We start from the raw sequence: 24,258 nt of genomic DNA on the forward strand, positions 1-24,258 counted from the left end.
CTAGCACTGTGCAGGAGAGACGCCATGCCCATGAATGCTGAAGACATTGTCAGCCTCATCAAGGAAGGCGTGCCCGGCGCCGAAGTGGAGATCACCGATCTCGCCGGCGATGGCGACCACTACAAGGCCGTGGTGACCTCGGACGCCTTCTCCGGCATGCCGCGCGTGAAACAGCACCAGATGGTCTATGCCGCGCTCAAGGGCCGGATGGGCGGCGAGCTGCACGCCCTGGCGCTGGAAACCCGCACGCCGGACTGACGCATCGCGATTGAACTTTCCCGCTCGCCCTCCCATCTTTGGGCGAACGCACCATAAGGAACCCTCTGCAATGTCTGACGACGCCACCCAGGAAGCGATCAGGAAAGCCGTCACCGAAAACGACGTCGTCCTGTTCATGAAAGGCACCCCCACCTTCCCGCAATGCGGCTTCTCCTCGGTGGTGGCGCGCGTGCTCGATCATGTGGGCGTGGAATACGCCGCCGTGAATGTTCTGGAAGACCACGCCGTGCGCGAAGGCATCAAGGTCTATTCGGACTGGCCGACCATTCCCCAGCTCTATGTGAAGGGCGAGTTTGTCGGCGGCTGCGACATCATCAAGGAGATGTTCGAGGCTGGCGAGCTGCAGCAGCTCCTCAAGGAAAAGGGCCTGGTTGAGGCCTAAGCCCAAGGCCCCTCCAACGCACAAGAGCCCGCCTTTCGAGGCGGGCTTTTTTGTCCCTGATACTGACCCGACAAAGAAAAAGCCCGCTGCGATGCAGCGGGCTTTTCCGTGTCTCTTCGTCCTCGAAATTACGAGGAGTAGAATTCGACGACCAGGTTCGGCTCCATCTTCACCGGGTACGGAACTTCGTTGAATTCCGGCTTGCGGGTGTAGGTGGCCTTCATGGCTTTCGGATCGAGATCGATGTAATCGGGCACGTCGCGTTCCGGGGAGCCCAGCGCTTCAAGCACCAGAGCCATGGAGCGGGACTTTTCGCGCACCTCAACCACATCGCCCGGCTTGACCATGTAGGAGGCGATGTTGACGCGCTTGCCGTTCACACGGACATGGCCGTGGTTGACGAACTGGCGAGCCGCGAAGACGGTCGGCACGAACTTGGCGCGATACACGATCGCGTCCAGACGGCTTTCCAGCAGACCGATCAGGTTTTCAGCCGTGTTGCCCTTCAGGCGCTGCGCTTCGGTGTAGATGCGCTTGAACTGCTTCTCGGTGATGTTGCCGTAATAGCCTTTGAGCTTCTGCTTGGCGCGCAGCTGCAGACCGAAATCCGACAGCTTGCCGGCGCGGCGCTGGCCGTGTTGACCCGGGCCGTAGGAACGCTTGTTAACCGGGGACTTGGCGCGGCCCCAGATGTTCTCGCCCATACGGCGGTCAATTTTGTATTTCTGCGAATGACGCTTCGACATAGTCTTTCCTTCGTGACGCGGCCCGGCCCTGATCCCTCGGTCAGGGCAATTCAAACGGCGGTCCACGCATCGTCCGTTGCCATGAAAACAAAGCTCGTCCGGCAGGCCGGCGAGCGAGGGAAGCGCGGGTTATGAGCAAACACAGGCCCTGAGTCAATCACCGGACTGCCAAGACGCCTGTCGCCACAGGGTAAAGAGCGCACTGAGCGCACTCAGCCCCCCGACCGCCAGCAGCTTGAGCGCCAGACCGGGCGCGCTGACCTCCTGCAGGGCCGCCCAGTCCAGCAGGCAGGACGAGGCCTCATAGCCGTAACGGCCCGTTCCCCCGTCAGGCAGGGCGCAACCGGCAAACACCGACGCCTGGATCGCGCCCTGCGCCAGAACGCCCGCAACGCCAAGAATGATCAGGGCCAGAGCCAGCGCGGAGTGTCGGCAGCAAAGCGCAAAGGCCAGCGCCAGCAAGGGCGCCAGCATATGCAGGTCCTCGAGCCCGGCGGCGTAGCCCTGCAGCCCCAGTAGCAGCACGCTGAGGGTGAAGAGCGGCAGGATGAAGGCGAGCGCCCTGGCGAGCGGCGGCAGGCTGGACCAGTGAAACTCCCAGCGGATGAGGATGAAGACCAACAGCGCCAGCGGGACCAGCCGCCAACCCGGCTCAGGCAGGATGACCGACGCGCCTCCGTCTTCTGAAAAGCCTGCGACAATGGCCCATAGGCGCTCCAGAAATCCCGGCCCCAGCACCGGCGTCATGGGCGCGGCATGGGGGCTGGTCATCACATAGATCAGCCAGCCCGCGCCTATGAGCAGTGCAAGCCCTATGGCGAACAGGCGCAGGACCAGCCACTCGCCATCCAGAGAATCCTGCCTGTGCAGCGTCCATCCGCGCCAGACGAGATATCCGGCCAGCCCCGCCCAGATAAGGACGACCAGCGCATCCGCCCAGATCCCGAGCCCCAGCGCCAGCCCGAGCCCCAGGCTGGCCATCAGGTCATTGCGCCTGGACAACGCCATGAAAGCGACACTGGCTGCGCCAATGCAGGCCAGCGCCGTTCCGCTCCCGCCAGCCAGCGCCATCTGGGAGACAAATTGCGGGAAGATCAGCGGCCAGGCGGCCATCAGGGCGGCGCCCCGACCATCCAGATACCGGTAATGCACGGCCGCCGTCACTGCGGCTGCAAATCCCGCCATAGCCACCGACCAGAGGATCACACGGTAAAGCCGCAACCGCGCCGGCCAGCTCCATGACGAGGTCGCAAAGCGGACCGGAGCCAGCAAGGCCAGCGTCAGGGGACGGGCGCGGTAGCGTTCGGCGTCCGCGGCCGGCCCGGGCTGGGCGGCTTCAGCGACATCCGGGTGCGCGAACCGGGCGTATCCGGGCCGCCCCTCCTGCGCCAGAGAGCGCGGCCAGGGACCTGCAAAGCCCAGCGCGTCCGGGCTCAGGCGTGCGTCATCGGACAAGACCAGGCGTCCGGTCGATGCAAATGTCTCCAGAGCGGCCATCTGCGCGGCTTCCTGCCGTCCCTCAAAGGCCGGCACGAAGACGGCGTATCCCAGCCCCGCCAGAAAGACGCCCAGCAACATGCGCCGCCAGGCCGGGCCTAGAGCCTGATCGAGACGCAACAGAACGGCGCTCCAGAGCGTCATGACGCGCTCCTGCGCTTCAGCTTTCAGACAGGCGCGCTTCGCATTGCGCCAGTGTTTCGCCCTCGGCTTCCAGCGTCAGGCGGATGGAGCGAACCAGCACCGCCTGCCCGTCTCCCGCATCGCCGGGCCATATGCCCAGCCATTCCGCACCATTGGGTTGGGCCGCCGGAGAGACCTGATAACACAGCCCCGTCGTGGACCAGCTGTCGGTCACAGGGCGCAGGGTCCGCTCGGAATCACCGTGCCCCACGGTGAAATACCCCAGCCGGATCTGGTCGATCCGCGAATCGGGAGCGGCCTGCGCCTCCACTTCGAACCGCACGATGCGTCCGACGGCATTGGCTTCCCAATCGGCGGGCAAGGCCGCGCCGACGCCCGCAGACAACAGCCCCGCCGCTTCGAAGGAGGCGGTTGCGCTCAGACGTGCGATCGGTTCGCCCATAGGCCCGAATGTCAGCTCGAAACGCGTTCCGGGGCCCGGAATGAGCTGCCCCAGCGCCTCTCCCTCCATGACGAAGGATGAGTCGGTGATTTCAGGCTCAACGGTTCCAGGGCGCACATTCAGCGCCAGAACGATGAGACCGGACGCCACCAGCACGGACAGAGGCAGGAACACCCAGTCAGGCGGCGACCAGCGTCCGGAGCGACGCAGGATATCCAGGAATATAGTCGCGGTGCGGGGTTCAGTCTGGGCCATGACTCTGCTGGCGGATCCTTCAAACCCTCATTCACTATAGGATATCGGCGCGTCTGGATACCGCCTGACGCAACCCCGTCCTGAAAGGCTCAGGCCGCCCTCCCTGAGGGAGGACGGCCTGCACTCAGCCTCGCCTGCGGGGGATCAGGCGGCTGTAGGGACTATCTCGCTGCGCGACTGCCCGCTCTTGCGCCGCTCCGGGCCCCGATAGCCGGGGTCATCGCCTTCACGCCGGTTCAGCGGGCCTTCCTTGATCGCCTCGAAGAACTGCTCGACCGCTTCGCGCAGCGTGTCGGACTGGCTGGTGAAGGCGTCAGACGTCTGCTCAAGCAGGCCGGCCGCGCTTTCGGTATCAGCGACGGCCTCGCCCACATCGCGCACGCCCTTGGCCAGCGTGGAGGTGCTTTCGGCGGCGCGTGACGTGCTCTGGGAGATTTCGCGTGTCGCGGCCCCCTGCTCCTCGATCGCGCTGGCGATGGAGGCGGTGGCCTCGTTGATCTCTTCGCTCATCCTGGCGATCCCGCGTATGGAATCGACCGATCCGCTCATGGACGTCTGGATGTCGCGCACCAGACTGGCGACGCTCTCGGTCGCCTTGCTGGTCTGTTCGGCGAGATCCTTCACCTCGCTGGCCACAACAGCAAAGCCCTTGCCGGCGTCGCCCGCGCGCGCCGCCTCGATCGTGGCGTTCAGAGCCAGCAGATTGGTCTGTTCGGCGATGTCGTTGATGAGATCGATGACGTCATTGATGCTGGACACCCGGTCCGCCAGGGCCTCGATCTGATCCACGGACTGCTGGGAGCGCTCTCCGGCGTCCGACACCTTTTCAGACGCGCTTTCGGTCAGGCGGGCGATCTCCTGGATCGAGCTCGCAAGCTCTTCCGCCGCCGCAGCCACGGTCTCGACGCTGGACGCGGTCTCGCCTGCAGCGCCGTCGGCGGTCTTGGCCTGCTCGTTGGCGAAAGTGGCCTGGGAGTTCAGCCGGCCCGCCGTGTGACGCATCTCATGGGTGCGCTCGGCCAGAACCTTGAGAATGGTCTCGACCTTGTGACGGAAAACATCGATGGCCTCATGCGTCGCCTGGGAGCGCGCCTCGCGTTCCTTGCTGGCGGCCAGCGCCTCTGACTCCATCCGGATACGATTGATCTCGCCGGCGCGCAGATCCTCGACGGCGCGGAACAGGTCACCCAGCTCGTCCTTGCGCTCGACGCCGCTCACCTCGAATTGCAGCTCGCCGCGACGCACCCGGGCTATGCCGGCGACGACAGCGCCCACATTTGACATGATCAGGCGCACCACCATGAACGCGCCCAGAATGGCGAGACCGAGACCCACCACGCCCAGCAGCGTGCTGACCAGCTTCTGATGGGTAAACGCCGCCTCGATCTCATCGCCGGCCCTGTCCTGCAATTGCACCACGTCTGAAACGACAGTGCTGACCGCACCCGCCATTTGAGGCCCAAGCTGGTCCAGCTCGTTGCGGGCCAGAGCGTTCAGTTGCTCGGTTATGCCCACAGCGGCTTCAAACCGGCTGGCGTAGGTGGTGACGTCGTTCAGGATCGGCTGGACCGCTCCCGCCATGATCTGTCCATCCGACTGCAGCATGCGATTGAGCATGCCCAGCATGGTCTGGAGCTCGGACTGGGCCCGGTCGAAACTTGCGCCATATCCCTCGGTCAGCGCCCGGCGACCATAATAGCGCGCCTGGAGCAGGGACCGGATGCTTTCCGCCATCAGCAGCATAGACTGGTCCGCCCCCATCATTTCCGCCACGGCGAGCGTGTCGCCCATCTGTCCCAGAAGGCGGTCTTCGAACTCGGTCAGGGCCGTGATCTCTTCATCCAGAAGCTGGCGACGCGTGATGTACTGCTCAAACGCCTCGGCGTATTCATCCCCGAACTCATCCACCCGGGAGAGATCCTCGCGCACCGTGTCGTTGGACAGCCGGTTGCGGGCGGCCAGGATCTCGGCTTCAAGAAGCTCGCGCTTGGACCAGGCCTGATCGGCGATGGCGGGATCCCCGGTCACCCGGTAGACATAGGTGTCGTTCCGGAAGCTCGCGACAGTCTCCTGGATCTCGGCCATATCGACCGAAACCTGGGAAATGGTGCGGAAGCGGGCGAAATTCGCGCCGCTGGCGGAGGCGAACAAGAACCCCGCCACAACCATAACGATGACAATGACAGCCATCATTCCGAACCCGCCAAACAACTGGGTTCTCAACGACAATGAATTAAGCACGGTGCTCTCCCTGTAAGCACTTCACAGGCTTGCAGGATGACGCAAATTCGGCTCAGGATTGTAAATCACGTGCGCCTGTTCCCGCCACAGGGGATCGCGCCAGGCGATGTTTGGCAAAGCCCAATCAACTTCTGGATTTAATTGATTATTCGCGTTCAATACGCGCCTTGCCGCGTCCGATGGCGAGCGCCTTGATGACCCCGCGCAGGGTCCGGACCTCCTGCTGCGTTAACCCTCCCCGCGCAAATGCGTTGATGAGATTCTGCATCATCAGAGGCGTCTTTTCCGGCGGATAGAAGAAGCCTGCGCGATCAAGCTCCTGCTCGAGATGGGCGTAGAACGCCGTCATCTCCTGTTCTGTCGCCCGGTCATCAAGCGGTTTGAAATCCTCGGGCGTGGGCTCGCCCGCTCGCCATTCATGGGCGAACACCCCGACCGCCATCGCGAGATTGAGCGAGCTGAAACTGCGGTCCACCGGCAAGGTGATGATCGCATTCGACAAGGTGATCGCCGCATTGGGCAGGCCGGACTTCTCGGCCCCGAACAAGACGCCAACCCGCTGCCCGGCCTCCACATGCCCCCGGATCTCGGCCATGCCCTCACGCGCGGTGAAGACCGGCTTGACCATGTTGCGCGGCTGGGCGGTGGACGCGAATAGCAGCTGGCAATCGGCGACCGCCTCCTCGAGCGTATCGAAGACACGGGCGTCATCAAGAACCGGTGAGGAGGTCGCCATGGAGACGGCCTTCGGGTTCGGCCAGCCGTCGCGGGGATTGACGATCCGCAGCTCCGGGATCCCGAAATTGCCCATCACCCGGCACGCCGCGCCGATATTCTCGCCCATCTGGGGCTCGACCAGGATGAATACAGGGGTCTGGGGTTCGACCATGGTCGGGTCTGACTCAGTCACGGGCGCCCTCTTTCTCTTCACGCGAGGCGGTGCTAGACACCCGCCACACATTCGTCCACCCCTCGACACGGCATGTCGCACTCCCGAGCTGCGTCACCACATGCCCATAGAACATGGAAGACACGCTTCATGGCCAAGATCAAAGTCGACAATCCGGTCGTCGAACTCGACGGCGACGAGATGACCCGCATCATCTGGGCGCTGATCAAGGAAAAGCTGATCCTGCCCTATCTGGACATCGACCTGAAATACTACGACCTGTCGGTCCAGAAGCGCGATGAGACCAACGACCAGATCACCGTTGAGGCCGCTGAGGCCATCAAGCATTACGGCGTCGGCGTGAAATGCGCCACCATCACCCCGGACGAAGCGCGGGTGGAGGAATTCGGCCTGAAGCAGATGTGGAAGTCGCCGAACGGCACCATCCGCAACATTCTGGGCGGCGTGGTGTTCCGCGAGCCGATCGTGATCAAGAACGTGCCCCGGCTGGTTCCGGGCTGGACCAAGCCGATCGTCATCGGCCGTCACGCCTTTGGCGACCAGTACAAGGCAACCGACATGAAGGTGCCGGGTCCGGGCAAGCTGACCCTGACCTACACCCCGTCTGACGGCGGCGAGCCGATCACCCACGAAGTGTTCGACTTCCCGAGCGCAGGCGTGGCCATGGGCATGTATAACCTGGACGAGTCGATCCGCGACTTCGCCCGCGCCTCGCTGCGCTATGGCCTCGACCGTAAATGGCCGGTCTACCTGTCCACCAAGAACACCATCATGAAGGCCTATGACGGCCGCTTCAAAGACATCTTCCAGGAAGTCTACGAGAACGAGTTCAAGGCCGATTTCGACAAGCTGGGCATCATCTACGAGCACCGCCTGATCGACGACATGGTGGCGGCCGCGATGAAATGGTCCGGCGGTTTTGTCTGGGCCTGCAAGAACTATGACGGCGACGTGCAGTCCGACACCGTGGCGCAGGGCTTCGGCTCGCTGGGCCTGATGACGTCCGTGCTGATGACGCCGGATGGGAAAACCGTGGAAGCGGAAGCCGCGCACGGCACCGTGACCCGTCACTATCGCCAGCACCAGCGCGGCGAGAAGACCTCCACCAACTCCATCGCCTCGATCTTCGCCTGGACCCGCGGCCTGAAATACCGCGGCAAGATGGATGGCAACGAGCAGGTCGAAGCGTTCGCGGAAAGCCTGGAGCAGACCATCATCAAGACGGTGGAAGCGGGCTACATGACCAAGGACCTGGCGCTGCTGGTCGGCGACCAGCAAGGCTGGCTGTCCACCGAGGGGTTCCTCGACACCGTGGCCGAGCGCTTCGCCGAGGTCATGAAAGACAAGGTGTAAGGCGTTCCGCCTCACATATGATCTTGTGGAAAGGCCGGGCGAACGCCCGGCCTTTTTGCGTTCTCCATCCGCTGTCCAAAAATTCACTCGCGCGCACCAGGCCCTTTGGTGTTAAAGTCTCACTTTAATTCACGGAGGCCGTCATGAAACCTCGCCGCCTTGTGGTCCTCAGTCTGATCACCCCTCTCGCCCTGTCGGCGTGCGTGTCCGTCGACACCTATGACCGGCGCGCCGCCTTTACCCAGTGCCGGGAGATCAGCGACAGGGATGCGCGCGATCTCTGCATCGAGCGGAGCATGGAAGCGGCTCGGACCGAGCGCTACGAGAACGCGGAAGACTTCCAGCGCCGTCAGGAAGAGTTCGAGGATCGCTATGCCCGCGACCGCGCCATGGGCGTGCCCGAAGATCTCGCGGGTCGCCGTCCGAGCGACATTCTGGACGACCGCCCCAACTAGCCGACGGTTTCTGGCTGCTGGCCCAGCAGGAACAGCAGGGCCAGCATCAGGGCGAAGCCCGTGCCCAGAGCCCAGAGCAACCAGCGCCCGTGCCGCCAGGGCGCGCGGAAGCGGGACATCTGCACCAGAAGGTCTGCCGGATAGCCTGCGCAATAGAGCACATTCGCGGCCATCGCCATGACGATGAGCTCGGGCAGGCTGAGCCCGAACGCATTCCAGTTGACCACGTCCAGACCCTGAACCGTCAGCACCGCCATCAGCAGGATGGCGTTGTAGATCACCCGGCCGCGTTCCCAGAACACGAGCGCATCGCTGGCGACCGCCTGGAAGCTGACACTCTGGCTCATCAGACGACCTCCGAGGCGTAGACATCCTCGCGTTCCGCAGCGAGGCGGTCGCGCACCGTGTCCGCGCTCAGCCCCATATCCTCCAGCGCCCGGCCGGCAAGCTGAAGCGCCGCTTCGGCGGTTTCCAGGGTCACATGGCTGGCGCCCGCCGCTTCCAGCTCCGCCGCGTGGCGGCGGTCGCGCGCCCGGGCCAGGATCAGCGCGTCAGGGCGCAAGCGACGCGCCGTGCGCACCATGTCGGAGGCCTTCTGGGGATTGTCCACGGTCACGACGAACATGTCCGCCCGCGCAGCCCCGGCCCGCTCCAGAAACTCTTCCCGGCCTGCATCACCATAATAGACGGGCCAGCCTTCCTTGCGGCCATCGGCGACCTTCTGGGCGTTCATGTCGAGCCCGATCAGGGAGACATTCTCGGTTTCCAGCACCCGCGCCATGGTGCGTCCGACTCGGCCGAACCCGGCAATGATCACATGGCCCTCCAGCTCCAGAAGGTCAGCGGGCAGTTCGCCCTGCCCCTGCGCATCCTCGGGTTCAGAGGCGAGCTTGCGGCCGAGGGCGGCCAGGGCCGGCGTCATCAGCATGGACAGTCCCGCGATGGCCGCGACCAGAGTTGAAATGTCAGCGGGGATAATGTCGCCCGCGCTGGCGGTGGCGAGAACGACAAAGGCGAACTCGCCGGCCGGGGCCAGCAGGAAGGCGGCTTCCAGCGAAAGCCTATGATCGCCCGCGAACAGGCGGCAGGCGAGATAGACCAGCAGGGCCTTGACGATCAGCATGACCACGAGGCCCGCGATGACGACACCCGCATTCTGCCAGACTGCGCCCAGATCGAGGCCCATTCCGACCGTCATGAAGAAGACGCCCAGCAACAGCCCCTTGAACGGCTCCAGATCGATTTCAGCCTGGTGCTTGAACTCGGTCTCGCCCAGCATGAGCCCGGCCAGGAACGCGCCCAGCGCCAGGGACAGGCCGGCGCCTGCGGTCAGCATGGAAGCGCCCACAACGACCGCCAGGGTCAGGGCCATCAGGAGATCCCGGCCGCCCGCCTTGGCCACCAGCCGGAAGACCGGTCGCAACACCAGACGCCCCAGCAGCAGGATCCAGGCGAGCGCCAGCAAGCCCTGGAACAGGGCGCTCAGCAGCGCCTCGCCCAGATCGGCGCCGGAATCTCGGGTCAGAAAGCCCACCAGGATCAGGATGGGCGCCACCAGGATATCCTGCATCAGGAGAACCGCCAGGGACGCCCGGCCCACCGGCGCCGCCGTCCGGCGCTCCTCGGCCATGATCTGCATGACGATGGCGGTCGAGGACAGCGCCAGCGCCAGACCGATCACAAGCGCTGCGGGCGCGGTCTGACCAATGAAGAAGCATGCGGCGCCCAGAATGGCGGCGCTGCCGAAAGCCTGCAGCCCGCCCGCGCCAAAGACGGCGCGGCGCAATTGCCAGAGCCTCTTGAAGGAGAGTTCGAGCCCCAGAAGGAAGAGCAGGAAGAGGACGCCCAATTCCGCGAAGGGCTTGGCGGCCTCAGGCTCGGAGATCGTCACCCATTCCAGCACGCTGAAGCGTTCGGCCAGTCCGCCTAGCGCAAACGGGCCAAGCGCCAGGCCCGCGATGAGGAATCCCAGAACCGAGCTGAGCTTGAAGAGGCGAAAGAGCGGCACCACAACGCCGGCGGCGATCAGAAAGACCACCGCATCCTTCAGCCAGATTTCATAGCCATGCCCGTGTTCCATGATGCGCCCCTCATCGCCCGAATTGACGTCGAGATTAACCCTAAACGGGAAAATGCCGACGCTTTATGAATGAGGCGGACAAAAGGGGTGCGGCGAATGCGCTCTGATCTATCCGGGCCGCTTGACCGGAAGCTTGTCCGGATTGCGCATGGTGTAGAGCCAGCCAATGCGGGACGGCTCCTGACGCGACGGCGCCAGCGTCGTGACATGGTCCAGCGCGCCCCCCTCCAGAATCGCCATGCCCGGCGCGCCGTTCACCATCACCAGCACAGGTCTGGCGCCGATCTGCTTGCGGGTCGCCAGAGCATGCATGACCTGGGCGGTTTCATCGGCGCCATACAGCGGCCTGAGCGCGGCGCGCGCCTTGCCCCCGCCATCAGAGATCGCCACCACATCCTGGGCCAGAAGATCGCGAATGGCCTGAAGGTCGCCGCTGGCGCTCGCCTGCATCAAACGCTCCAGCAACCCCATCACCGCATCCCGGGAGGCGCCAAGCTGCATGGGGGCGGCGCCGGTCTTGGCCCGCGCCCGGCTGACCAGCTTGCGGCAGGCCGTCTCGCTCTTCTCCAAGACTGACGCAATCACCGCATAGGGCTCCTCGAACGTGTCATGCAGGACAAAGGCGGCGCGTTCGTCGGGCGTCAGGAATTCCATCACCCAGACCAGCGCCAGCTCGGCCTGCTGAACCGTCTCCAGCCGCGCCGTGAAGTCGCTGGCCGGGTCTTCCAGAACGGGTTCGGGCAGCCAGGGTCCGATATAGGACTCCCTGCGCGATCGCGCCCGTCTCAAAGCGTCAATGGCGAGACGGGTCGTGATCGTGCGCAGCCAGGCGGCGGGTTGGTCGAGCGTCTCGGGCTCGACCTTGCGCCAGCGCAGCCAGGCCTCCTGAACGACATCCTCGGCGATCGCCCGCTCGCCCAGCATCCGATAGGCGAGCGCCATGAGCGAAGGCCGTTCGGCTTCAAAGACGGCTGTCTGTGTCATCAGGACTGCACCGTTCGCGTTTCGCCATCCACCCTGAGCCTCAGGCAGGCCTGCCCGTGTCCCAGAGCGCGCTTGAGCAGAGGATAGCTGCGAGCCACCAGAACCGCATAGGCCACGGCGAGCGCGGCGCTCTGGCCATACTGGCGGATGATGGCGTGACGCAAGCCCTGAACGGCGTCATCGCGGCGCATCAGGGCCTGGGCAAAGCGAAAGCCCAGGGCTGCGCTGTCTTCCGTGCGATCGAACGCTCCATCGATCAGGGCGTTGATCACGGAGGGGCTGACCCCGCGGGCCAGCAACATGTCCACAGTCAGCTGGGCGCAAGGTCCGCAATCCTCTTCCAGCATGGCGCCCAGCGTCGCCCCGGCGGTCAGCAGGTCCGGCGCCGCCCCCTGAAAGGCCGCGAGTCCCTGAAACTGCTGGAAGCGCACCAGCGTGTCCGGCGCCATTTCGGTGATTTCGTGCAGATAGCTGGCGTCATAGGACCATTGCCGCTCGAAGCGCTCTGTCAGCTTGTGCTGCAGGTTTCGCCCCCCAATTCCGGGAGCGAGCGCAGGCACTCTGAAAAGGGCGAAACCGGCGGCGATCACAGGGGCGATGACACCGAAGAGATCAGTCCCAAGCGCCCCCAGGCTGGTCGGGCCCATGGCGACCAGCCCGACGGCATGCAAGCCCGCATGAAGCGCAGGCCAGCTCAAGCCGGCCATCATCAGGCCTCGCGCGCCCATCCAGGCGCCGACGGCCAGAACGGCGCCGGACGCCAGAAAGGCGAAGCCGATATCAAGAACAAAGTGCGCATTGTAGGGCCCGGTCATCCGCACGCCGGGCGTCAGCGCATACCAGAGCGGGCCGGACAACAGCATGGTCAGCCCGGTGGCGATCAGGACCAGGGCGCAGGCGTAAACGATCAGTCGTGCAATCATGTCAGTCTCCCTTTGCTGGAAGACTTGACGGATGACTGCTCCCTGATGTGACGGACGGGCTGTGATTTATCCGCGCTTGAGCGTCACGAAGACTTCCGACGCGATGCGCCAGCCATCGCCATCCAGACGCCATTTGGCAAAGTAGCGGCCCGAATAGCGCACGTGGACGCCGTGCGCGGACCAATCGCCCTTCCAGCGGCCGGTCTCGGCGGCCAACAGACCGTCCTCGCCCACATCGATGCGCATGGGCGTGCGCAGATAGCTGACATTGGGCGCCTGATTGATGATGGAGCGCCAGGCGTCCAGCTGGACGTCGCGCCCGGCCATCAGCTCGGCGTCATCGCCGGGCACGAGCGTGCAATCCTCGCACAGGGCCGCCTCGATGGCGCTGAAATCCCGCTCGGACAGCGCCTGATTGAAGGCGGCGCGGGCGGCGGCGATCTGTTTCGCCGCCGCCTTGTCGCCTGTCAGCTGGATATCGGCGCCGGGTTTGGCTCGCTTGACCATCAGCCCGCCAGAACCTGACGAATGGCCGCCAAGGCATCTTCAGCCTTGTCGCCATCCGGGCCGCCCGCCTGGGCGAAGTCCGGACGGCCGCCGCCGCCCTTGCCGCCCACTGCGGCGGAGCCGGCGCGGACGAAATCAACCGCGCTCATCGAGCCTGTGAGGTCGTCGGTCAGGCCCACGGCCAGCGCGGCCTTGCCGTCATTGACGCCCACAAAGGCCGCGATACCCGAGCCCATCTGCTTGCGCGCCTCGTCCACGAGACCGCGCAGATCCTTGCCGCCAACGCCTTCGACCACACGGGCGATCAGCTTGATCCCGTTGATCTCTTCAGGACCGGCCGGCGCCGCGCCGCCGCCCCCGCCCCCGCCCATGGCGAGCTGTTTCTTGGCTTCGGCGAGTTGGCGTTCCAGCGTCTTGCGCTCGGCCTGCAGCGCCTCGATGCGCTCCACCAGCTCCACGGTCGGCACTTTCAGCGCCGCAGCCGCATCCTTCGCCTTGTTCGCCTCGGCTTCCAGCCATTGACGCGCGGCCTCGCCGGTCACGGCCTCAAGACGGCGCACGCCCGCCGCGGCGGAGCTTTCACCCACGATCTTGAACAGAGCGATGTCGCCCGTGCGATTGACGTGGATGCCGCCGCACAGCTCGACCGAATAGGCCTTGTCGTCGGATTTGAGCGAGTCGCCCATGGCCAGCACGCGCACCGTCTCGCCATACTTCTCGCCAAACAGCGCCAGCGCGCCGGCCTCAATCGCCTTCTCGGGCGTCATCTCGGCGGTTTTCGCCTCGGCGTTCTGCCGGATCACCGCATTGACCTGCGCCTCGATGGCGGCGGTCTCGGCCTCGGTCAGCGCCTTGGCGTGGGAGAAGTCAAACCGCAACCGGTCCGGGCCCACATAGGAGCCTTTCTGGGTGACGTGCGGGCCGAGCACATCGCGCAAGGCGGCGTGCAAAAGGTGGGTGGCGGAGTGATTGGCGCGCACCTTGGTGCGGCGCTCGGCGTCCACAGACTGGGATGCGGCGTCCCCGATCTTGATCCCGCCCTCTTCCAGCACGCCGATATGGGCGTAGATGGAGCCCGCGCGTTTCTGCACGTCAGAGACGATGAACCTGGCGCCATTGTCGAAGGTGATGACGCCCGCATCGCCGATCTGGCCGCCGCCTTCGGCATAGAAGGGCGTGGACTTGAAGATCAGCTCGGCGCCCTGGCCTGCAGAGAGTTCAGACTGCTCGGCGCCATCGGAGACAATGGCGGTGAGCTCAGACTGACCGTCATGGGTGTGATAGCCGACGAAGTCGGTCGCGCCGAGACGATCACGGACCGAGAACCAGAGCGCTTCGGGCGCCGCCTGGCCAGACCCGGTCCAGCTGGCGCGCGCGTCGGCGCGCTGGCGCTCCATGGCGGCGTCAAACCCGGCATGATCAACGCTCAGTCCGCGCGTGCGCAGCGCGTCTTCGGTCAGATCGAGCGGGAAGCCATAGGTGTCGTAAAGCTTGAACGCGGTCTCGCCCGGCAGCGCATCGCCTTCCTTCAGATTGGCGGTCGCTTCATCGAGCAGGGTCAGACCGCGACCCAGCGTGCGCTGGAAGCGTTCCTCCTCGCCGCGCAGGGTCTCCTCGATCACCGGCAGGGCGCGCGGCAGTTCGGGGAAAGCCTCGCCCATCTCGTCAGACAGGGTCTTCGCCAGACCGAACAGCACCGGCTCATTGGCGCCCAGAAGGTGCGCATGGCGCATGGCGCGGCGCATGATCCGGCGCAGCACATAGCCCCGGCCTTCATTGGACGGCGTGACGCCGTCGGCGATCAGGAAGGAGGTTGAGCGCAGATGGTCCGCGATGACCCGGTGGCTCGCCAGCGCATCCCCCTCGGCCTTCACCTTCAGCGCCTCTTCAGAGGCGTTGATCAGGGTCTTGAACAGATCGACGTCATAATTGTTGTGAACGCCCTGCAGTACGGCCGCGATGCGCTCGAGCCCCATGCCCGTATCGATGGAGGGCTTGGGCAGGTTGATGCGTTCGCCGCCCGCCTGCTGCTCGAACTGCATGAAGACGAGGTTCCAGATCTCGATGAAGCGGTCACCGTCCTCTTCCGGCGTGCCGGGAGGGCCGCCCCAGATGTCCGGGCCGTGATCAAAGAAGATTTCCGAGCACGGACCGCACGGGCCGGTATCGCCCATGGACCAGAAATTGTCCGAGGTGGAAATGCGGATGATCCTGTCGTCAGACAGGCCCGCAATCTTGCGCCACAGCGCCGCCGCCTCATCATCCTCGGAATAGACCGTGACCAGCAGCTTGTCCTTGGGCAGGCCGAACTCCTGGGTCACCATCTTCCAGGCGAACTCGATGGCGTTGTCCTTGAAATAGTCGCCGAAGGAAAAATTCCCCAGCATTTCAAAGAAGGTGTGGTGGCGGGCGGTATAGCCCACATTATCGAGATCGTTGTGCTTGCCGCCCGCGCGCACGCATTTCTGCGAGCTCGTGGCGCGCACATAGTCGCGACGCTCGGCGCCTGTGAACACGTTCTTGAACGGCACCATGCCGGCGTTCACGAACAACAGGGTGGGATCATCCTGGGGCACCAGCGGCGCCGACTGGACGATCTCATGGCCTTCTTTGGCGAAGAAATCGAGAAACTGGCTTCGGATATCGCGCAAGGCGGTCATGGGGCACTCCGGGCGCTGGCGCGCGGCGTTTGAGAGGATGGCCGCCTGCTGGTGCGGCGGCCCTTGGGTGTCGGTTCTCCCCCATATACGAACGGGCGCCCGGTCAAGCCAAGCGCCCGTTGTATATTCATCACCGAAATCAGGGGTGATGCGGCAGTTTCAACGCAGCCCTAGCCGGTGGCTTCGTCGTCCAGATCATCATCCTCGCCCGGACCGACCAGCAATTCGTCAGCGATCAGGCCGGCATTCTTGCGCACTTGCGCCTCGATCCGGTCGGCGATCTCGGGATTGTCGAGCAGGAACTGGCGCGCATTCTCCCGACCCTGACCGATGCGCTCGGAGTCGTGGGAATACCAGGAGCCGGATTTCTCGATGATATTGCCCTTCACCCCGAGATCGAGCAGTTCGCCGGTCTTGGAGATGCCTTCGCCATAGAGAATGTCGAACTCGACCTCGCGGAAGGGCGGCGCGACCTTGTTTTTCACGACCTTGACGCGGGTCTGGTTGCCGATCACCTCGTCGCGGTTCTTGATCGCGCCGATACGGCGAATGTCGAGACGCACAGAGGAGTAGAATTTCAGCGCATTACCGCCGGTCGTGGTTTCGGGCGAACCGAACATCACGCCGATCTTCATGCGGATCTGGTTGATGAAGATCACCAGGCATTTGGACTTGGAGATCGAAGCGGTCAGCTTGCGCAGCGCCTGGCTCATCAGGCGGGCCTGAAGACCGGGCAGGGAATCGCCCATATCGCCTTCCAGCTCCGCCCGCGGGGTCAGCGCCGCCACGGAGTCGATCACCAGCACGTCAATGGCGCCGGAGCGCACCAGCGTGTCGGCGATCTCGAGCGCCTGTTCGCCGGCGTCCGGCTGGGAGACCAGAAGCTCGCTCACATCCACGCCCAGCTTGCGGGCATAGACCGGGTCCAGCGCATGCTCGGCGTCCACGAAGGCCGCCGTGCCGCCGCTTTTCTGGCATTCCGCCACGGTGTGCAAAGCGAGCGTGGTCTTGCCCGAGCTTTCCGGGCCGTAGATCTCCACGATCCGGCCCTTGGGCAGACCGCCCACGCCCAGCGCGATATCCAGGCCCAAGGAGCCGGTGGAAATCGCCTGAATATCCTGGTCCGGCTTGGCGCCCAGCTTCATCACCGAGCCCTTGCCGAAGGCGCGATCGATTTGAGTCAGGGCCGCTTCAAGCGCTTTTTGTTTATCCATGTCGCCGTCTTTCACCACGCGCAGATTTGACTGTGCCATCAGGTCGGCCCTCCTTATTTCACGCCCGACCGAGTCGGGCAATGAAGCCAACCGTACTTATTTTGTTCCGGGAACGCAACAGGAACATATTCCGCGGTGGAACACCCGCTTCCGCCCAGCGCAATCAGCGTCTTAGGCCCGCTGGCGCGCCGCGAGCTCTTCCTTCACGCGCTCGGCGAGCTGCTGGATGTCGAACGGCTTGGGCAGGAAGGAAATCTCGAGATCGTCCGACAGCGTGTCGGAAAACTCTTCCTTGGCGTAGCCGGAAATGAAGACGATTCGCGCATTGCCCAGGAGATGCCGCGCCTCCTTCAGAAGGCCCGGACCATCCAGCCCCGGCATCACCACGTCGGAAATCAGAAGATCAAAGCTCTCGGGCTCTTCCTCGAGGATTTCCAGCGCTTCCTCGCCATCACAGGCCTCGACGACCTCATAGCCCCGCCGCACCAGCGTCTTGGCGGCGATGGCGCGCACGGCGTCCTCGTCCTCCACGAACAGGATACGCCCCTTGCCGGCGAGATCGGACGGCACGGGTTCGGCGGTCTTGGCCGCTTCCTCGCGCGCCAGCTCGGTCTGCTCTTCCTCGCTCGGCACATGGCCGGGCAGGTAGATGTGGAAGGTCGTCCCCTTGCCAACCTCGGAGTCCACGAACAGGAAGCCGCCCGATTGCTTGACCACCCCATAGACGGTCGCAAGCCCCAGCCCTGTGCCCTGCCCGGCTTCCTTGGTGGTGAAGAACGGTTCGAAGATCTTCTTCAGCGTCGCCTCATCCATGCCGGCGCCGGTATCGGACACATGGATCGCGGCCCAGTCGCCATCCTTGGGGTTCGGCGCCCCGGCGCGGGCCACATCCTCGGCGGAGACCGCTGCGGTGGTGATGGTCAGCACGCCGCCGCCTTGGGACTTCATGGCGTCGCGGGCATTGGTGGCGAGGTTCACGAGCACATTGTCGATCTGGTTGCGATCCGCGCGCACCAGCGGCAGGTCGCGGCCATGCTTGATATCGAGCCGCACGGTCTCTTCCAGGATCTGGCCCAGCATGATCGAGCAGTCCGACAACACATCTGAAATATCGAACACGGTGTTGCGGAAGGTCTGCTTGCGCGAGAACGCCAGAAGCTTGCGCACCAGCCCTGCCTGACGGGTGACGGTGGAGTTGATCTGCTGCAAGTCCTGATAGGACGGATCGCCCACCGGGTGCCGGTTCAGGAGCTCGCCGACATTCAGGCGGATCGCGGTGAGCATGTTGTTGAAATCATGCGCCACGCCGCTGGCGAGCTGGCCCACCGCCTGCATCTTGCCGGCCTGGGCGACCTGTTGCTCGAGCGCCTTCCAGGACGAGATATCGACCACATAGGCGACCCGCTTGCCCTCACGCGACGGCGACAGGAAGACCTGCACCGCGCGCTCGCCATCCTCGCCCGCCTTCAGGCGCACTTCGCTGGGCTCGCCGCGGCCCGCGAGCGCGGAGGCGAGCACATTGTCGATCCGGCCATCCCCGCCGATTTCGAACAGGGATTCAAAGGTCGCGCCGGGCACCGCCGCGCCGCCCGAGAGCTTGAGAAGCGCCGGATTGGCGTCCTCGATCACCGCCACGGCGGGATCGGCGTCATCCAGTCGCGCCACGCCGAACGGCGCAGTGGCGAACATTTCATCAAAGGACCCGCCCGCAAGCGAGGTTCCGACCGGAGAGGCTTCCTGCACGGCGTGCGGAACCGCCACGCCCGGAGGCGCGCCTGTGACGGAAAGCTCATAAACCACCGCGCGCGCCTTGGCGGGGCGGTCGTCATTCCAGCTGACGCAGATGACCACAGGGCTTTCCTCGCCATCGAAATGCCTGAGCCGCGCATCCAGGCGCGTCACCCCGTCGGCGCCGCGCGATTGGGCAAAGGCGGAGGCGGTGTCGCCCGACGTGATGTCCTGCAGCTTCAGCACGGCTTCCTCGCTGACGCCGAGCCAGCGACGCAAGGTGGCGTTCGCTGCGAGGATCCGGCCTTCGGCGTCCGCGCTGAACAGACCGGCCGGCGCATGATCGGCCCAGTCGGGCGTGTCCTCGGCCTCAAGCGGCCCCTCGTCGCGCAGCTCGGAAAAGCGCCAGAGCACGCCGCCATCCTCCAGCACGGAGACATCGGCGGCATAGACCACGCTCTCTCCGCCCCCCAGCGGAATGCGTCCAACCACTTCACGCGCCCGTTCGCCTGCACTCGCAGCCCGATTGAGACGATAGACGGCCCCCGCCCCGGCGCCGCTGAACAGGCGTTCGGGCGCGGCCGGCGTCTTGTCGGCGCCGACTCCCGCCAGCGCCTCGGCCAGCTTCACATAGGCGGCGTTCGCCCAGGCGACCCGCCCCTGGGGGTCGGTAATCAGCACGGGGTCCGGCCAGACCGCCATGGCGTGCGCCGCCTGGCCGCCCGCAGCGCGTTTGCGTTCCGTCGGTTCGATCAGGGACCGGCCCGCCGTCTCGCCCGCCGCCAGCGCATACATCAGCAAGAGCGCCACCGATGCGATGCCGGACAGCAGGATCACGCCATTCCATCCCGCTCCGGCGCCTGCAAAGATCGCGACCGCCGCCGCAATCAGCGCGCCCAGACTCGCGGTCCAGAAGATCAGCCGGGTCAGCGGTCGGGTCAGAGGGCTCTCGGCGGGGGCGGACTCGGCCTCCCGCCCGATCTCGGCGGAGGGCGAGGCCTCCGAAGCGGACGGAGCGCGTTGAGCGGAAAGCGGGAGGTCTGACATGACAGGCTCCGAAGGGTTCAGGCCGGGGTTGGCGCGGTGGCGAGTCCACGATTCGAACGCGCATCATCACAGGTTAAAGTTAACCATACTTCAGCGTCAGGGTCCGCAAACGCCCGTCGCGCGCATTCGAGCGCTGCGGTCAGGATTTGGGTCCCTTGCCCGCCAGCATCAGAACATACCCGATAATCTTCGCCACCGCAGTGAAGTGTTCGGGCGGGATGACTTCCTCCAGCTCGACGCTGGCGAACAGGCCGCGCGCCAGAGGCGGATCCTCGACAATGGGTATGTCGTGCTCTTCCGCCAGCGCCCGGATGCGCAGCGCCACCTCGTCCGTCCCCTTCGCGACGCAGATCGGGGCGGGCGTCCGGCCCTGCTCATATTCAAGCGCCACGGCGTAGTGGGTCGGGTTCGTGATCACCACGGCCGCGTCCGGCACCCGCGCCATCATCCGGCGCTGCGCCCGCTCCTGCCGGATCTGGCGCAGCTTGGCGCGGATCATCGGATCACCTTCGGTGTCCTTCATCTCGTCGCGGATTTCCTTCCGGCTCATCTTGTGCCGGTCGATGTACTGCTTGCGCTGGAACAGGAAATCGAGGACGGCGATGGCGGTGTAGGCGATCAGGGCCGCGATCATAAGCTGGATGGCGGCGGAATAGACCTCTTGCAGAATGCCGATCGGCGCCACGCCCGGCAGCACCGCGAGCTCGTTGCGCCGGGGCCAGAGCACGGCGGCGATGGCGAGACCGACAATGGTCATCTTGCCGACGCCCTTGAAGAAATTCATCCAGCCCTCGGGCCCGAACATGCGGGTCAGCCCCTTGATCGGATCGAGCTTGTCGAGCTTGGGCGCGATCTTCTTGGGGGTGAACATCACGCCGGTCTGCACCAGATTTCCGAAGATCGCCGCGACCAGAAGGGTGGCGAAGGCCAGTCCCACCACCAGCACCAGACGCATGGCGGTCGCCGCCGCCAACGTCACCGCCCCGGTCGGGTCCACCGCCAGCTCGTGGGGCTGGGCCAGAAACACCAGAAGCATTTCGGCCAGATTGGTCACCATCCCCGGCGCCAGGAAGGCCAGCATGGCCAGCCCCGCGGTCAGGGTGAACCAGCCCGACACTTCCTGGGATTTGGGAACATCGCCTTCTTCCCGCGCCTGTCGCAGCTTGCGGTCTGTCGGTTCTTCGGTCTTTTCTGACTTGTCCTCGCCTTCGGCCATCGCGCCCGCCTCAGTTCAGCGTCGAGGCGAACCGCTCGTAGCGATCCGTCCACAGCATCACCATGGCGCCCAGCGACATGGCCATGATGGAAAAGCCGATCAGGATGTTGAGCGGCATGGCGATGAAGAAGATCTGCGCCTGCGGCATCAGACGCGAGAGCACGCCCAGCCCCAGATAGAAGACCAGACCAAAGACGATCAGCGGGCTGGCGATCTGGACCCCGATGACGAAGGCGTCGATGAAAAGCTCCAGCGCCCAGTAGGCGGCGTCGCCCCACATGGGCGGCTGCCCCGCCGGCATCAGCTCATATGACCCCGCCGCCGCCAGCAGCATCTCCTGGTGCAGCGGCGTCACCAGAACGATGACAATGAAGATGAGGTTCAGGAACTGGGCGGGCAGCACGCCGGCCTGCCCCTGTGCGGGGTCAAACGATTGCGCCATGGCGAGGCCGGTCTGATAGCCGATGATCTGGCCGGCAATGGCGCCCGCCGTCAGAAGGATGCGCGAGGCCGCGCCGATCATCACGCCGATCAGGGTTTCCAGGCCGACCGTGATGGCGACCCCGGCGAGCGTATCCGGCGGCGCGGGAAGCGACGGCGCGACGATCGGACCGATGACGAAGGAAAAGGCCAGGGCGAAGGCCAGACGCAGGCGCACGGGAATCGAGGTTTCGCCAATGCCCGGCATCAGCATCAGGATGCCGCCCATGCGGGCGAACACCATGGCGGCGGCGAAGATGGTCAGGGAGAGGTCAAAACCGGCCAGCATGGCCGTCAGCCTGCGACGATTCGGTCGGCGATGGTTTGCATGAAGCCGTTCAGGAGCGCGCCCATCATGGGCAGGAAGATCAGCAGCGCCAGAAAGATGACGATGATCTTCGGCACGAAGACCAGCGTCATTTCCTGCACTTGCGTCAGCGCCTGGAACAGGGCGATCAGAACGCCCACCGCCAGCCCGATCAGCATGACGGGGGCCGCCATGCCCAGCATGACCCAGATGGCCTCTGCGCCGATATCAAGGACTTCGCCCGCGGTCATCCTGCGCTTCCTTCTGATGCGCGCTCACTTGTGGGACCTTCATGCACGGATTCTATGAAAAAACGCAAAGGCGGAACGCGCCGCGCCGCGTTGGCGCTTGCCGGTTAAAGTATTTGTCATGTTCGCTCTCATTGGCGCGCGCACCGCAAAGGTGCAGCATGACGCCAACCACGCGGTCCGGGGGCCGCCCAAGGGGAGACCATGATGATCAAGCTTCTTCTTTGCAGTGCGGCCTCAGCCGCGCTCATGACCGCCGCAGGCCACGCCCATGACGGCGCGCACATGGCCGCGAACGCCGCCAGCGTCAGCAGCGCCGCCGCGCAGGCCGAAACCCAGGCCGAACAGACCGAAACCGAGCGTCTCTACGCCTACTTCCAGCAAGTCTTCATGGACGAGGTGGCCCGCTCGCCCGAAACCCAGACCTATCTGGGCATGATTGAGGACACCGAAGCATACGGCCGCTGGGACGATCGCTCGGACTCCGCCCAGATCGAGAATTACGAACGCGGCCAGCGCCAGACCGAGGAGATGCAGGCCCGCTTTGACCGCGAGGCGCTCACCGACGCCGGCAAGGTGTCCTATGATTTCGCCATCCAGCTGTCGGAAAACGATGCGCGCCAGTTCGCTGTCCGCGACAGCCGCTATGTCTTCTCCCCGATGGGGGATTCGGTCTCGGAACTGACGACCTTCCTGATCAACAATCACCGGGTCGGCTCCCAAGCCCATGCCGAAGCCTATGTGTCTCGCCTGGAAGGCATTGGCGAAGTCATCGACACGCTCACCTCTCAGGCCGAGGCGCGCGCCGCCAACGGCGTCACCCTGCCGCTCTTCGCCTATCCGCGTCTGACGGCGTCCGCCCGGTCCCAGCTCACCGGCGCGCCGTTCGAGGAAGGCGCCGAGGACAGCGCGCTGTTCGCCGACTTCAAGAGCAAGGTCGACGCGCTGGAGATCGATGACGCCGCCAAGGCGGATCTGATCATGCGCGCCGAGGACGCCCTTTTGAACGTCTATGTTCCCGCCATGGAACGGTATCTGGCCGCGCTGGATCGCATGGAAGCGATCTCAGATGATCGCGCCGGGGTCTGGAAGCTGCCCAACGGCGAAGCCGCCTACGCCGCCTCCCTGGCGCAGTTCACCACCATTCCGGACATGACCGCGGAGCAGATCCACGAACGCGGCCTCGCCGAAGTGGAGCGAATCCATGGCGAGATGCGCGAGATCATGGCCGAAGTGGGCTTTGAAGGCTCGGTGCAGGACTTCTTCGCCTATATGCGCACCGCAGAGCAGTTCCAGCTGCCCAACACGCCGGAAGGCCGCCAGGAATATCTCGATCGCGCCACGGCGGTGATCGACCATGTGATGGAGGTCGCCCCCGCCTATTTCGACACCCTGCCGGAAGCGCCGCTGGAAGTACGTGCGGTGGAAGCCTGGCGTGAAGCGACCGCAACCGGCGCTTTCTACAACCAGCCGGCGCTCGACGGTTCCCGTCCCGGCTATTACTATGTCAACCTGTCGCAAATGCAGGACAATCCGACCTATCTGCTGGAAAGCCTCTCCCTGCATGAAGGCGCGCCGGGCCACCATTTCCAGATCGCCCTGACCCAGGAACTCGAGGATGTGCCGATGTTCCAGCGCTTTGCCTGGAACTCCGCCTATGGCGAGGGCTGGGCGCTCTACACCGAATGGCTGGGCAAGGAGATGGGCTTTTACGAGGATCCGTATTCGGACTTCGGTCGCCTGTCCTATGAGGTGTTCCGCGCGGCGCGCCTGGTGGTGGATACCGGCATTCACCACTATCAGTGGACGCGTGAGCAAGCCATTGACTACATGCTGGAAAGCACCCCAATGACGGAAGGTGACATCACGCCGGAAGTCGAGCGTTACATCGTCTGGCCCGGCCAGGCGGTATCGTACAAGACCGGCATGATGTTCATCCAGGACCTCCTGTTCCACGCTCAGGAAGAACTCGGCGATGAGTTCACCTGGGGCGGCTTCCACGACGCGGTTCTGACCGCCGGGCCGCTCCCGCTTCCCATGCTGGAAGAGCGAGTGAACGCCTGGATCGCGACGGTGAAAGCGGGCTAGCCCCCTCAAACCAGCCTGCTTTCGCACAGAAGCCCCGCAAGGACTGCAGCCTTGCGGGGTTTTTCATGCCCG

Annotated in this window: 21 protein-coding genes; 5 read left to right on the forward strand and 16 right to left on the reverse strand. The window is 64.8% G+C overall.

The annotated features are described in order from the left end of the window. Window positions 1–24: 24 nt before the first annotated feature. Together OA2633_RS04710 and grxD are read left to right on the forward strand one after the other, a co-directional pair. Complete coding sequence (locus OA2633_RS04710) at window positions 25–258, forward strand: BolA family protein (protein WP_009801343.1); 234 nt, start codon at window positions 25–27, stop codon at window positions 256–258. 70 nt (window positions 259–328) lie between these two features. After that, a complete protein-coding gene (grxD, locus tag OA2633_RS04715; protein WP_009801344.1) occupies window positions 329–661 on the forward strand; it encodes a Grx4 family monothiol glutaredoxin in 333 nt (110 codons plus the stop codon). Window positions 662–789: 128 nt separating this feature from the next. Here the strand turns inward: grxD and rpsD are convergent, their stop codons facing one another. The 5 genes from rpsD to OA2633_RS04740 all read right to left on the reverse strand — a co-directional run bounded on the left by rpsD (window position 790) and on the right by OA2633_RS04740 (window position 6,896). Then, on the reverse strand, window positions 790–1,407 hold the full coding sequence (rpsD, locus tag OA2633_RS04720) for a 30S ribosomal protein S4 (RefSeq protein WP_009801345.1): 618 nt from the start codon (window positions 1,405–1,407) through the stop codon (window positions 790–792). A 153-nt stretch (window positions 1,408–1,560) separates the two neighbouring features. Next, the gene (locus OA2633_RS04725) at window positions 1,561–3,048 is read right to left on the reverse strand and encodes a hypothetical protein (RefSeq protein ID WP_009801346.1); all 1,488 of its coding nucleotides are present in this window, start codon (window positions 3,046–3,048) and stop codon (window positions 1,561–1,563) included. 16 nt (window positions 3,049–3,064) lie between these two features. Beyond that, window positions 3,065–3,745, reverse strand: a complete 681-nt coding sequence (locus OA2633_RS04730; protein ID WP_009801347.1) for a hypothetical protein — start codon at window positions 3,743–3,745, stop codon at window positions 3,065–3,067. A 144-nt stretch (window positions 3,746–3,889) separates the two neighbouring features. Continuing rightward, the gene (locus OA2633_RS15200; protein WP_009801348.1) at window positions 3,890–5,938 is read right to left on the reverse strand and encodes a methyl-accepting chemotaxis protein; all 2,049 of its coding nucleotides are present in this window, start codon (window positions 5,936–5,938) and stop codon (window positions 3,890–3,892) included. 193 nt (window positions 5,939–6,131) lie between these two features. Then, window positions 6,132–6,896, reverse strand: coding sequence for an RNA methyltransferase (locus OA2633_RS04740; protein ID WP_241760692.1), 765 nt, complete (start codon window positions 6,894–6,896; stop codon window positions 6,132–6,134). Window positions 6,897–7,025: 129 nt separating this feature from the next. On the opposite strand from OA2633_RS04740, the gene OA2633_RS04745 reads away from it, so the two are divergent. Together OA2633_RS04745 and OA2633_RS04750 are read left to right on the forward strand one after the other, a co-directional pair. Continuing rightward, window positions 7,026–8,249 (forward strand): NADP-dependent isocitrate dehydrogenase, encoded by a 1,224-nt coding sequence (locus OA2633_RS04745; RefSeq protein ID WP_009801350.1) that lies wholly within the window; start codon window positions 7,026–7,028, stop codon window positions 8,247–8,249. Between the two features lie 143 nt (window positions 8,250–8,392). Next, the gene (locus tag OA2633_RS04750) at window positions 8,393–8,704 is read left to right on the forward strand and encodes a hypothetical protein (protein WP_009801351.1); all 312 of its coding nucleotides are present in this window, start codon (window positions 8,393–8,395) and stop codon (window positions 8,702–8,704) included. Here OA2633_RS04750 and OA2633_RS04755 read toward each other — a convergent pair. The 11 genes from OA2633_RS04755 to fliQ form a co-directional block, all read right to left on the reverse strand. Continuing rightward, window positions 8,701–9,051, reverse strand: a complete 351-nt coding sequence (locus tag OA2633_RS04755; RefSeq protein WP_009801352.1) for a hypothetical protein — start codon at window positions 9,049–9,051, stop codon at window positions 8,701–8,703. The two genes, OA2633_RS04750 and OA2633_RS04755, sit on opposite strands and share 4 nt — an antisense overlap. Further along, a complete protein-coding gene (locus OA2633_RS04760) occupies window positions 9,051–10,784 on the reverse strand; it encodes a cation:proton antiporter (protein ID WP_009801353.1) in 1,734 nt (577 codons plus the stop codon). The genes OA2633_RS04755 and OA2633_RS04760 overlap by 1 nt, the downstream gene beginning before the upstream one ends. Window positions 10,785–10,892: 108 nt before the next feature. After that, a complete protein-coding gene (sigJ, locus tag OA2633_RS04765) occupies window positions 10,893–11,768 on the reverse strand; it encodes an RNA polymerase sigma factor SigJ (protein ID WP_009801354.1) in 876 nt (291 codons plus the stop codon). Then, on the reverse strand, window positions 11,768–12,691 hold the full coding sequence (locus OA2633_RS15205) for a hypothetical protein (RefSeq protein WP_009801355.1): 924 nt from the start codon (window positions 12,689–12,691) through the stop codon (window positions 11,768–11,770). Before OA2633_RS15205 ends, sigJ begins: the two co-directional genes overlap by 1 nt. A 66-nt stretch (window positions 12,692–12,757) precedes the next feature. After that, window positions 12,758–13,198, reverse strand: coding sequence for a nuclear transport factor 2 family protein (locus OA2633_RS04775; protein ID WP_009801356.1), 441 nt, complete (start codon window positions 13,196–13,198; stop codon window positions 12,758–12,760). Beyond that, window positions 13,198–15,858 carry an alanine--tRNA ligase gene (alaS, locus tag OA2633_RS04780; RefSeq protein WP_009801357.1) on the reverse strand — a complete coding sequence of 887 codons (2,661 nt, stop codon included), beginning with the start codon at window positions 15,856–15,858 and terminating at the stop codon, window positions 13,198–13,200. Before alaS ends, OA2633_RS04775 begins: the two co-directional genes overlap by 1 nt. A 170-nt stretch (window positions 15,859–16,028) precedes the next feature. After that, window positions 16,029–17,111, reverse strand: coding sequence for a recombinase RecA (gene recA / locus OA2633_RS04785; RefSeq protein ID WP_009801358.1), 1,083 nt, complete (start codon window positions 17,109–17,111; stop codon window positions 16,029–16,031). A gap of 132 nt (window positions 17,112–17,243) precedes the next feature. Then, entirely contained in the window at window positions 17,244–19,847 is a 2,604-nt protein-coding gene (locus tag OA2633_RS04790) for a PAS domain-containing sensor histidine kinase (protein ID WP_009801359.1), read from the reverse strand. Between the two features lie 139 nt (window positions 19,848–19,986). Further along, window positions 19,987–21,063, reverse strand: coding sequence for a flagellar biosynthesis protein FlhB (flhB, locus tag OA2633_RS04795; RefSeq protein WP_009801360.1), 1,077 nt, complete (start codon window positions 21,061–21,063; stop codon window positions 19,987–19,989). A gap of 10 nt (window positions 21,064–21,073) precedes the next feature. After that, a complete protein-coding gene (fliR, locus tag OA2633_RS04800; RefSeq protein WP_009801361.1) occupies window positions 21,074–21,832 on the reverse strand; it encodes a flagellar biosynthetic protein FliR in 759 nt (252 codons plus the stop codon). A 5-nt stretch (window positions 21,833–21,837) separates the two neighbouring features. Then, window positions 21,838–22,101, reverse strand: a complete 264-nt coding sequence (fliQ, locus tag OA2633_RS04805) for a flagellar biosynthesis protein FliQ (RefSeq protein WP_009801362.1) — start codon at window positions 22,099–22,101, stop codon at window positions 21,838–21,840. 204 nt (window positions 22,102–22,305) lie between these two features. Between fliQ and OA2633_RS04810 the strand changes: the two genes are divergently transcribed. Next, the gene (locus tag OA2633_RS04810) at window positions 22,306–24,186 is read left to right on the forward strand and encodes a DUF885 family protein (protein WP_193371800.1); all 1,881 of its coding nucleotides are present in this window, start codon (window positions 22,306–22,308) and stop codon (window positions 24,184–24,186) included. The last annotated feature ends 72 nt before the right edge of the window (window positions 24,187–24,258 follow it).

It is taken from the genome of Oceanicaulis sp. HTCC2633, assembly GCF_000152745.1.
Taxonomy (GTDB): domain Bacteria; phylum Pseudomonadota; class Alphaproteobacteria; order Caulobacterales; family Maricaulaceae; genus Oceanicaulis.

Bases quoted from the DNA above. Each gene is read 5' to 3' on its own strand.
- OA2633_RS04710 (WP_009801343.1), top strand. From the start codon at position 25: ATGCCCATGAATGCTGAAGACATTGTCAGCCTCATCAAGGAAGGCGTG.
- grxD (WP_009801344.1), top strand. From the start codon at position 329: ATGTCTGACGACGCCACCCAGGAAGCGATCAGGAAAGCCGTCACCGAA.
- rpsD (WP_009801345.1), bottom strand. From the start codon at position 1,407: ATGTCGAAGCGTCATTCGCAGAAATACAAAATTGACCGCCGTATGGGC.
- OA2633_RS04725 (WP_009801346.1), bottom strand. From the start codon at position 3,048: ATGACGCTCTGGAGCGCCGTTCTGTTGCGTCTCGATCAGGCTCTAGGC.
- OA2633_RS04730 (WP_009801347.1), bottom strand. From the start codon at position 3,745: ATGGCCCAGACTGAACCCCGCACCGCGACTATATTCCTGGATATCCTG.
- OA2633_RS15200 (WP_009801348.1), bottom strand. From the start codon at position 5,938: ATGATGGCTGTCATTGTCATCGTTATGGTTGTGGCGGGGTTCTTGTTC.
- OA2633_RS04745 (WP_009801350.1), top strand. From the start codon at position 7,026: ATGGCCAAGATCAAAGTCGACAATCCGGTCGTCGAACTCGACGGCGAC.
- OA2633_RS04750 (WP_009801351.1), top strand. From the start codon at position 8,393: ATGAAACCTCGCCGCCTTGTGGTCCTCAGTCTGATCACCCCTCTCGCC.
- OA2633_RS04755 (WP_009801352.1), bottom strand. From the start codon at position 9,051: ATGAGCCAGAGTGTCAGCTTCCAGGCGGTCGCCAGCGATGCGCTCGTG.
- OA2633_RS04760 (WP_009801353.1), bottom strand. From the start codon at position 10,784: ATGGAACACGGGCATGGCTATGAAATCTGGCTGAAGGATGCGGTGGTC.
- sigJ (WP_009801354.1), bottom strand. From the start codon at position 11,768: ATGACACAGACAGCCGTCTTTGAAGCCGAACGGCCTTCGCTCATGGCG.
- OA2633_RS15205 (WP_009801355.1), bottom strand. From the start codon at position 12,691: ATGATTGCACGACTGATCGTTTACGCCTGCGCCCTGGTCCTGATCGCC.
- OA2633_RS04775 (WP_009801356.1), bottom strand. From the start codon at position 13,198: ATGGTCAAGCGAGCCAAACCCGGCGCCGATATCCAGCTGACAGGCGAC.
- alaS (WP_009801357.1), bottom strand. From the start codon at position 15,858: ATGACCGCCTTGCGCGATATCCGAAGCCAGTTTCTCGATTTCTTCGCC.
- recA (WP_009801358.1), bottom strand. From the start codon at position 17,111: ATGGCACAGTCAAATCTGCGCGTGGTGAAAGACGGCGACATGGATAAA.
- OA2633_RS04790 (WP_009801359.1), bottom strand. From the start codon at position 19,847: ATGTCAGACCTCCCGCTTTCCGCTCAACGCGCTCCGTCCGCTTCGGAG.
- flhB (WP_009801360.1), bottom strand. From the start codon at position 21,063: ATGGCCGAAGGCGAGGACAAGTCAGAAAAGACCGAAGAACCGACAGAC.
- fliR (WP_009801361.1), bottom strand. From the start codon at position 21,832: ATGCTGGCCGGTTTTGACCTCTCCCTGACCATCTTCGCCGCCGCCATG.
- fliQ (WP_009801362.1), bottom strand. From the start codon at position 22,101: ATGACCGCGGGCGAAGTCCTTGATATCGGCGCAGAGGCCATCTGGGTC.
- OA2633_RS04810 (WP_193371800.1), top strand. From the start codon at position 22,306: ATGATCAAGCTTCTTCTTTGCAGTGCGGCCTCAGCCGCGCTCATGACC.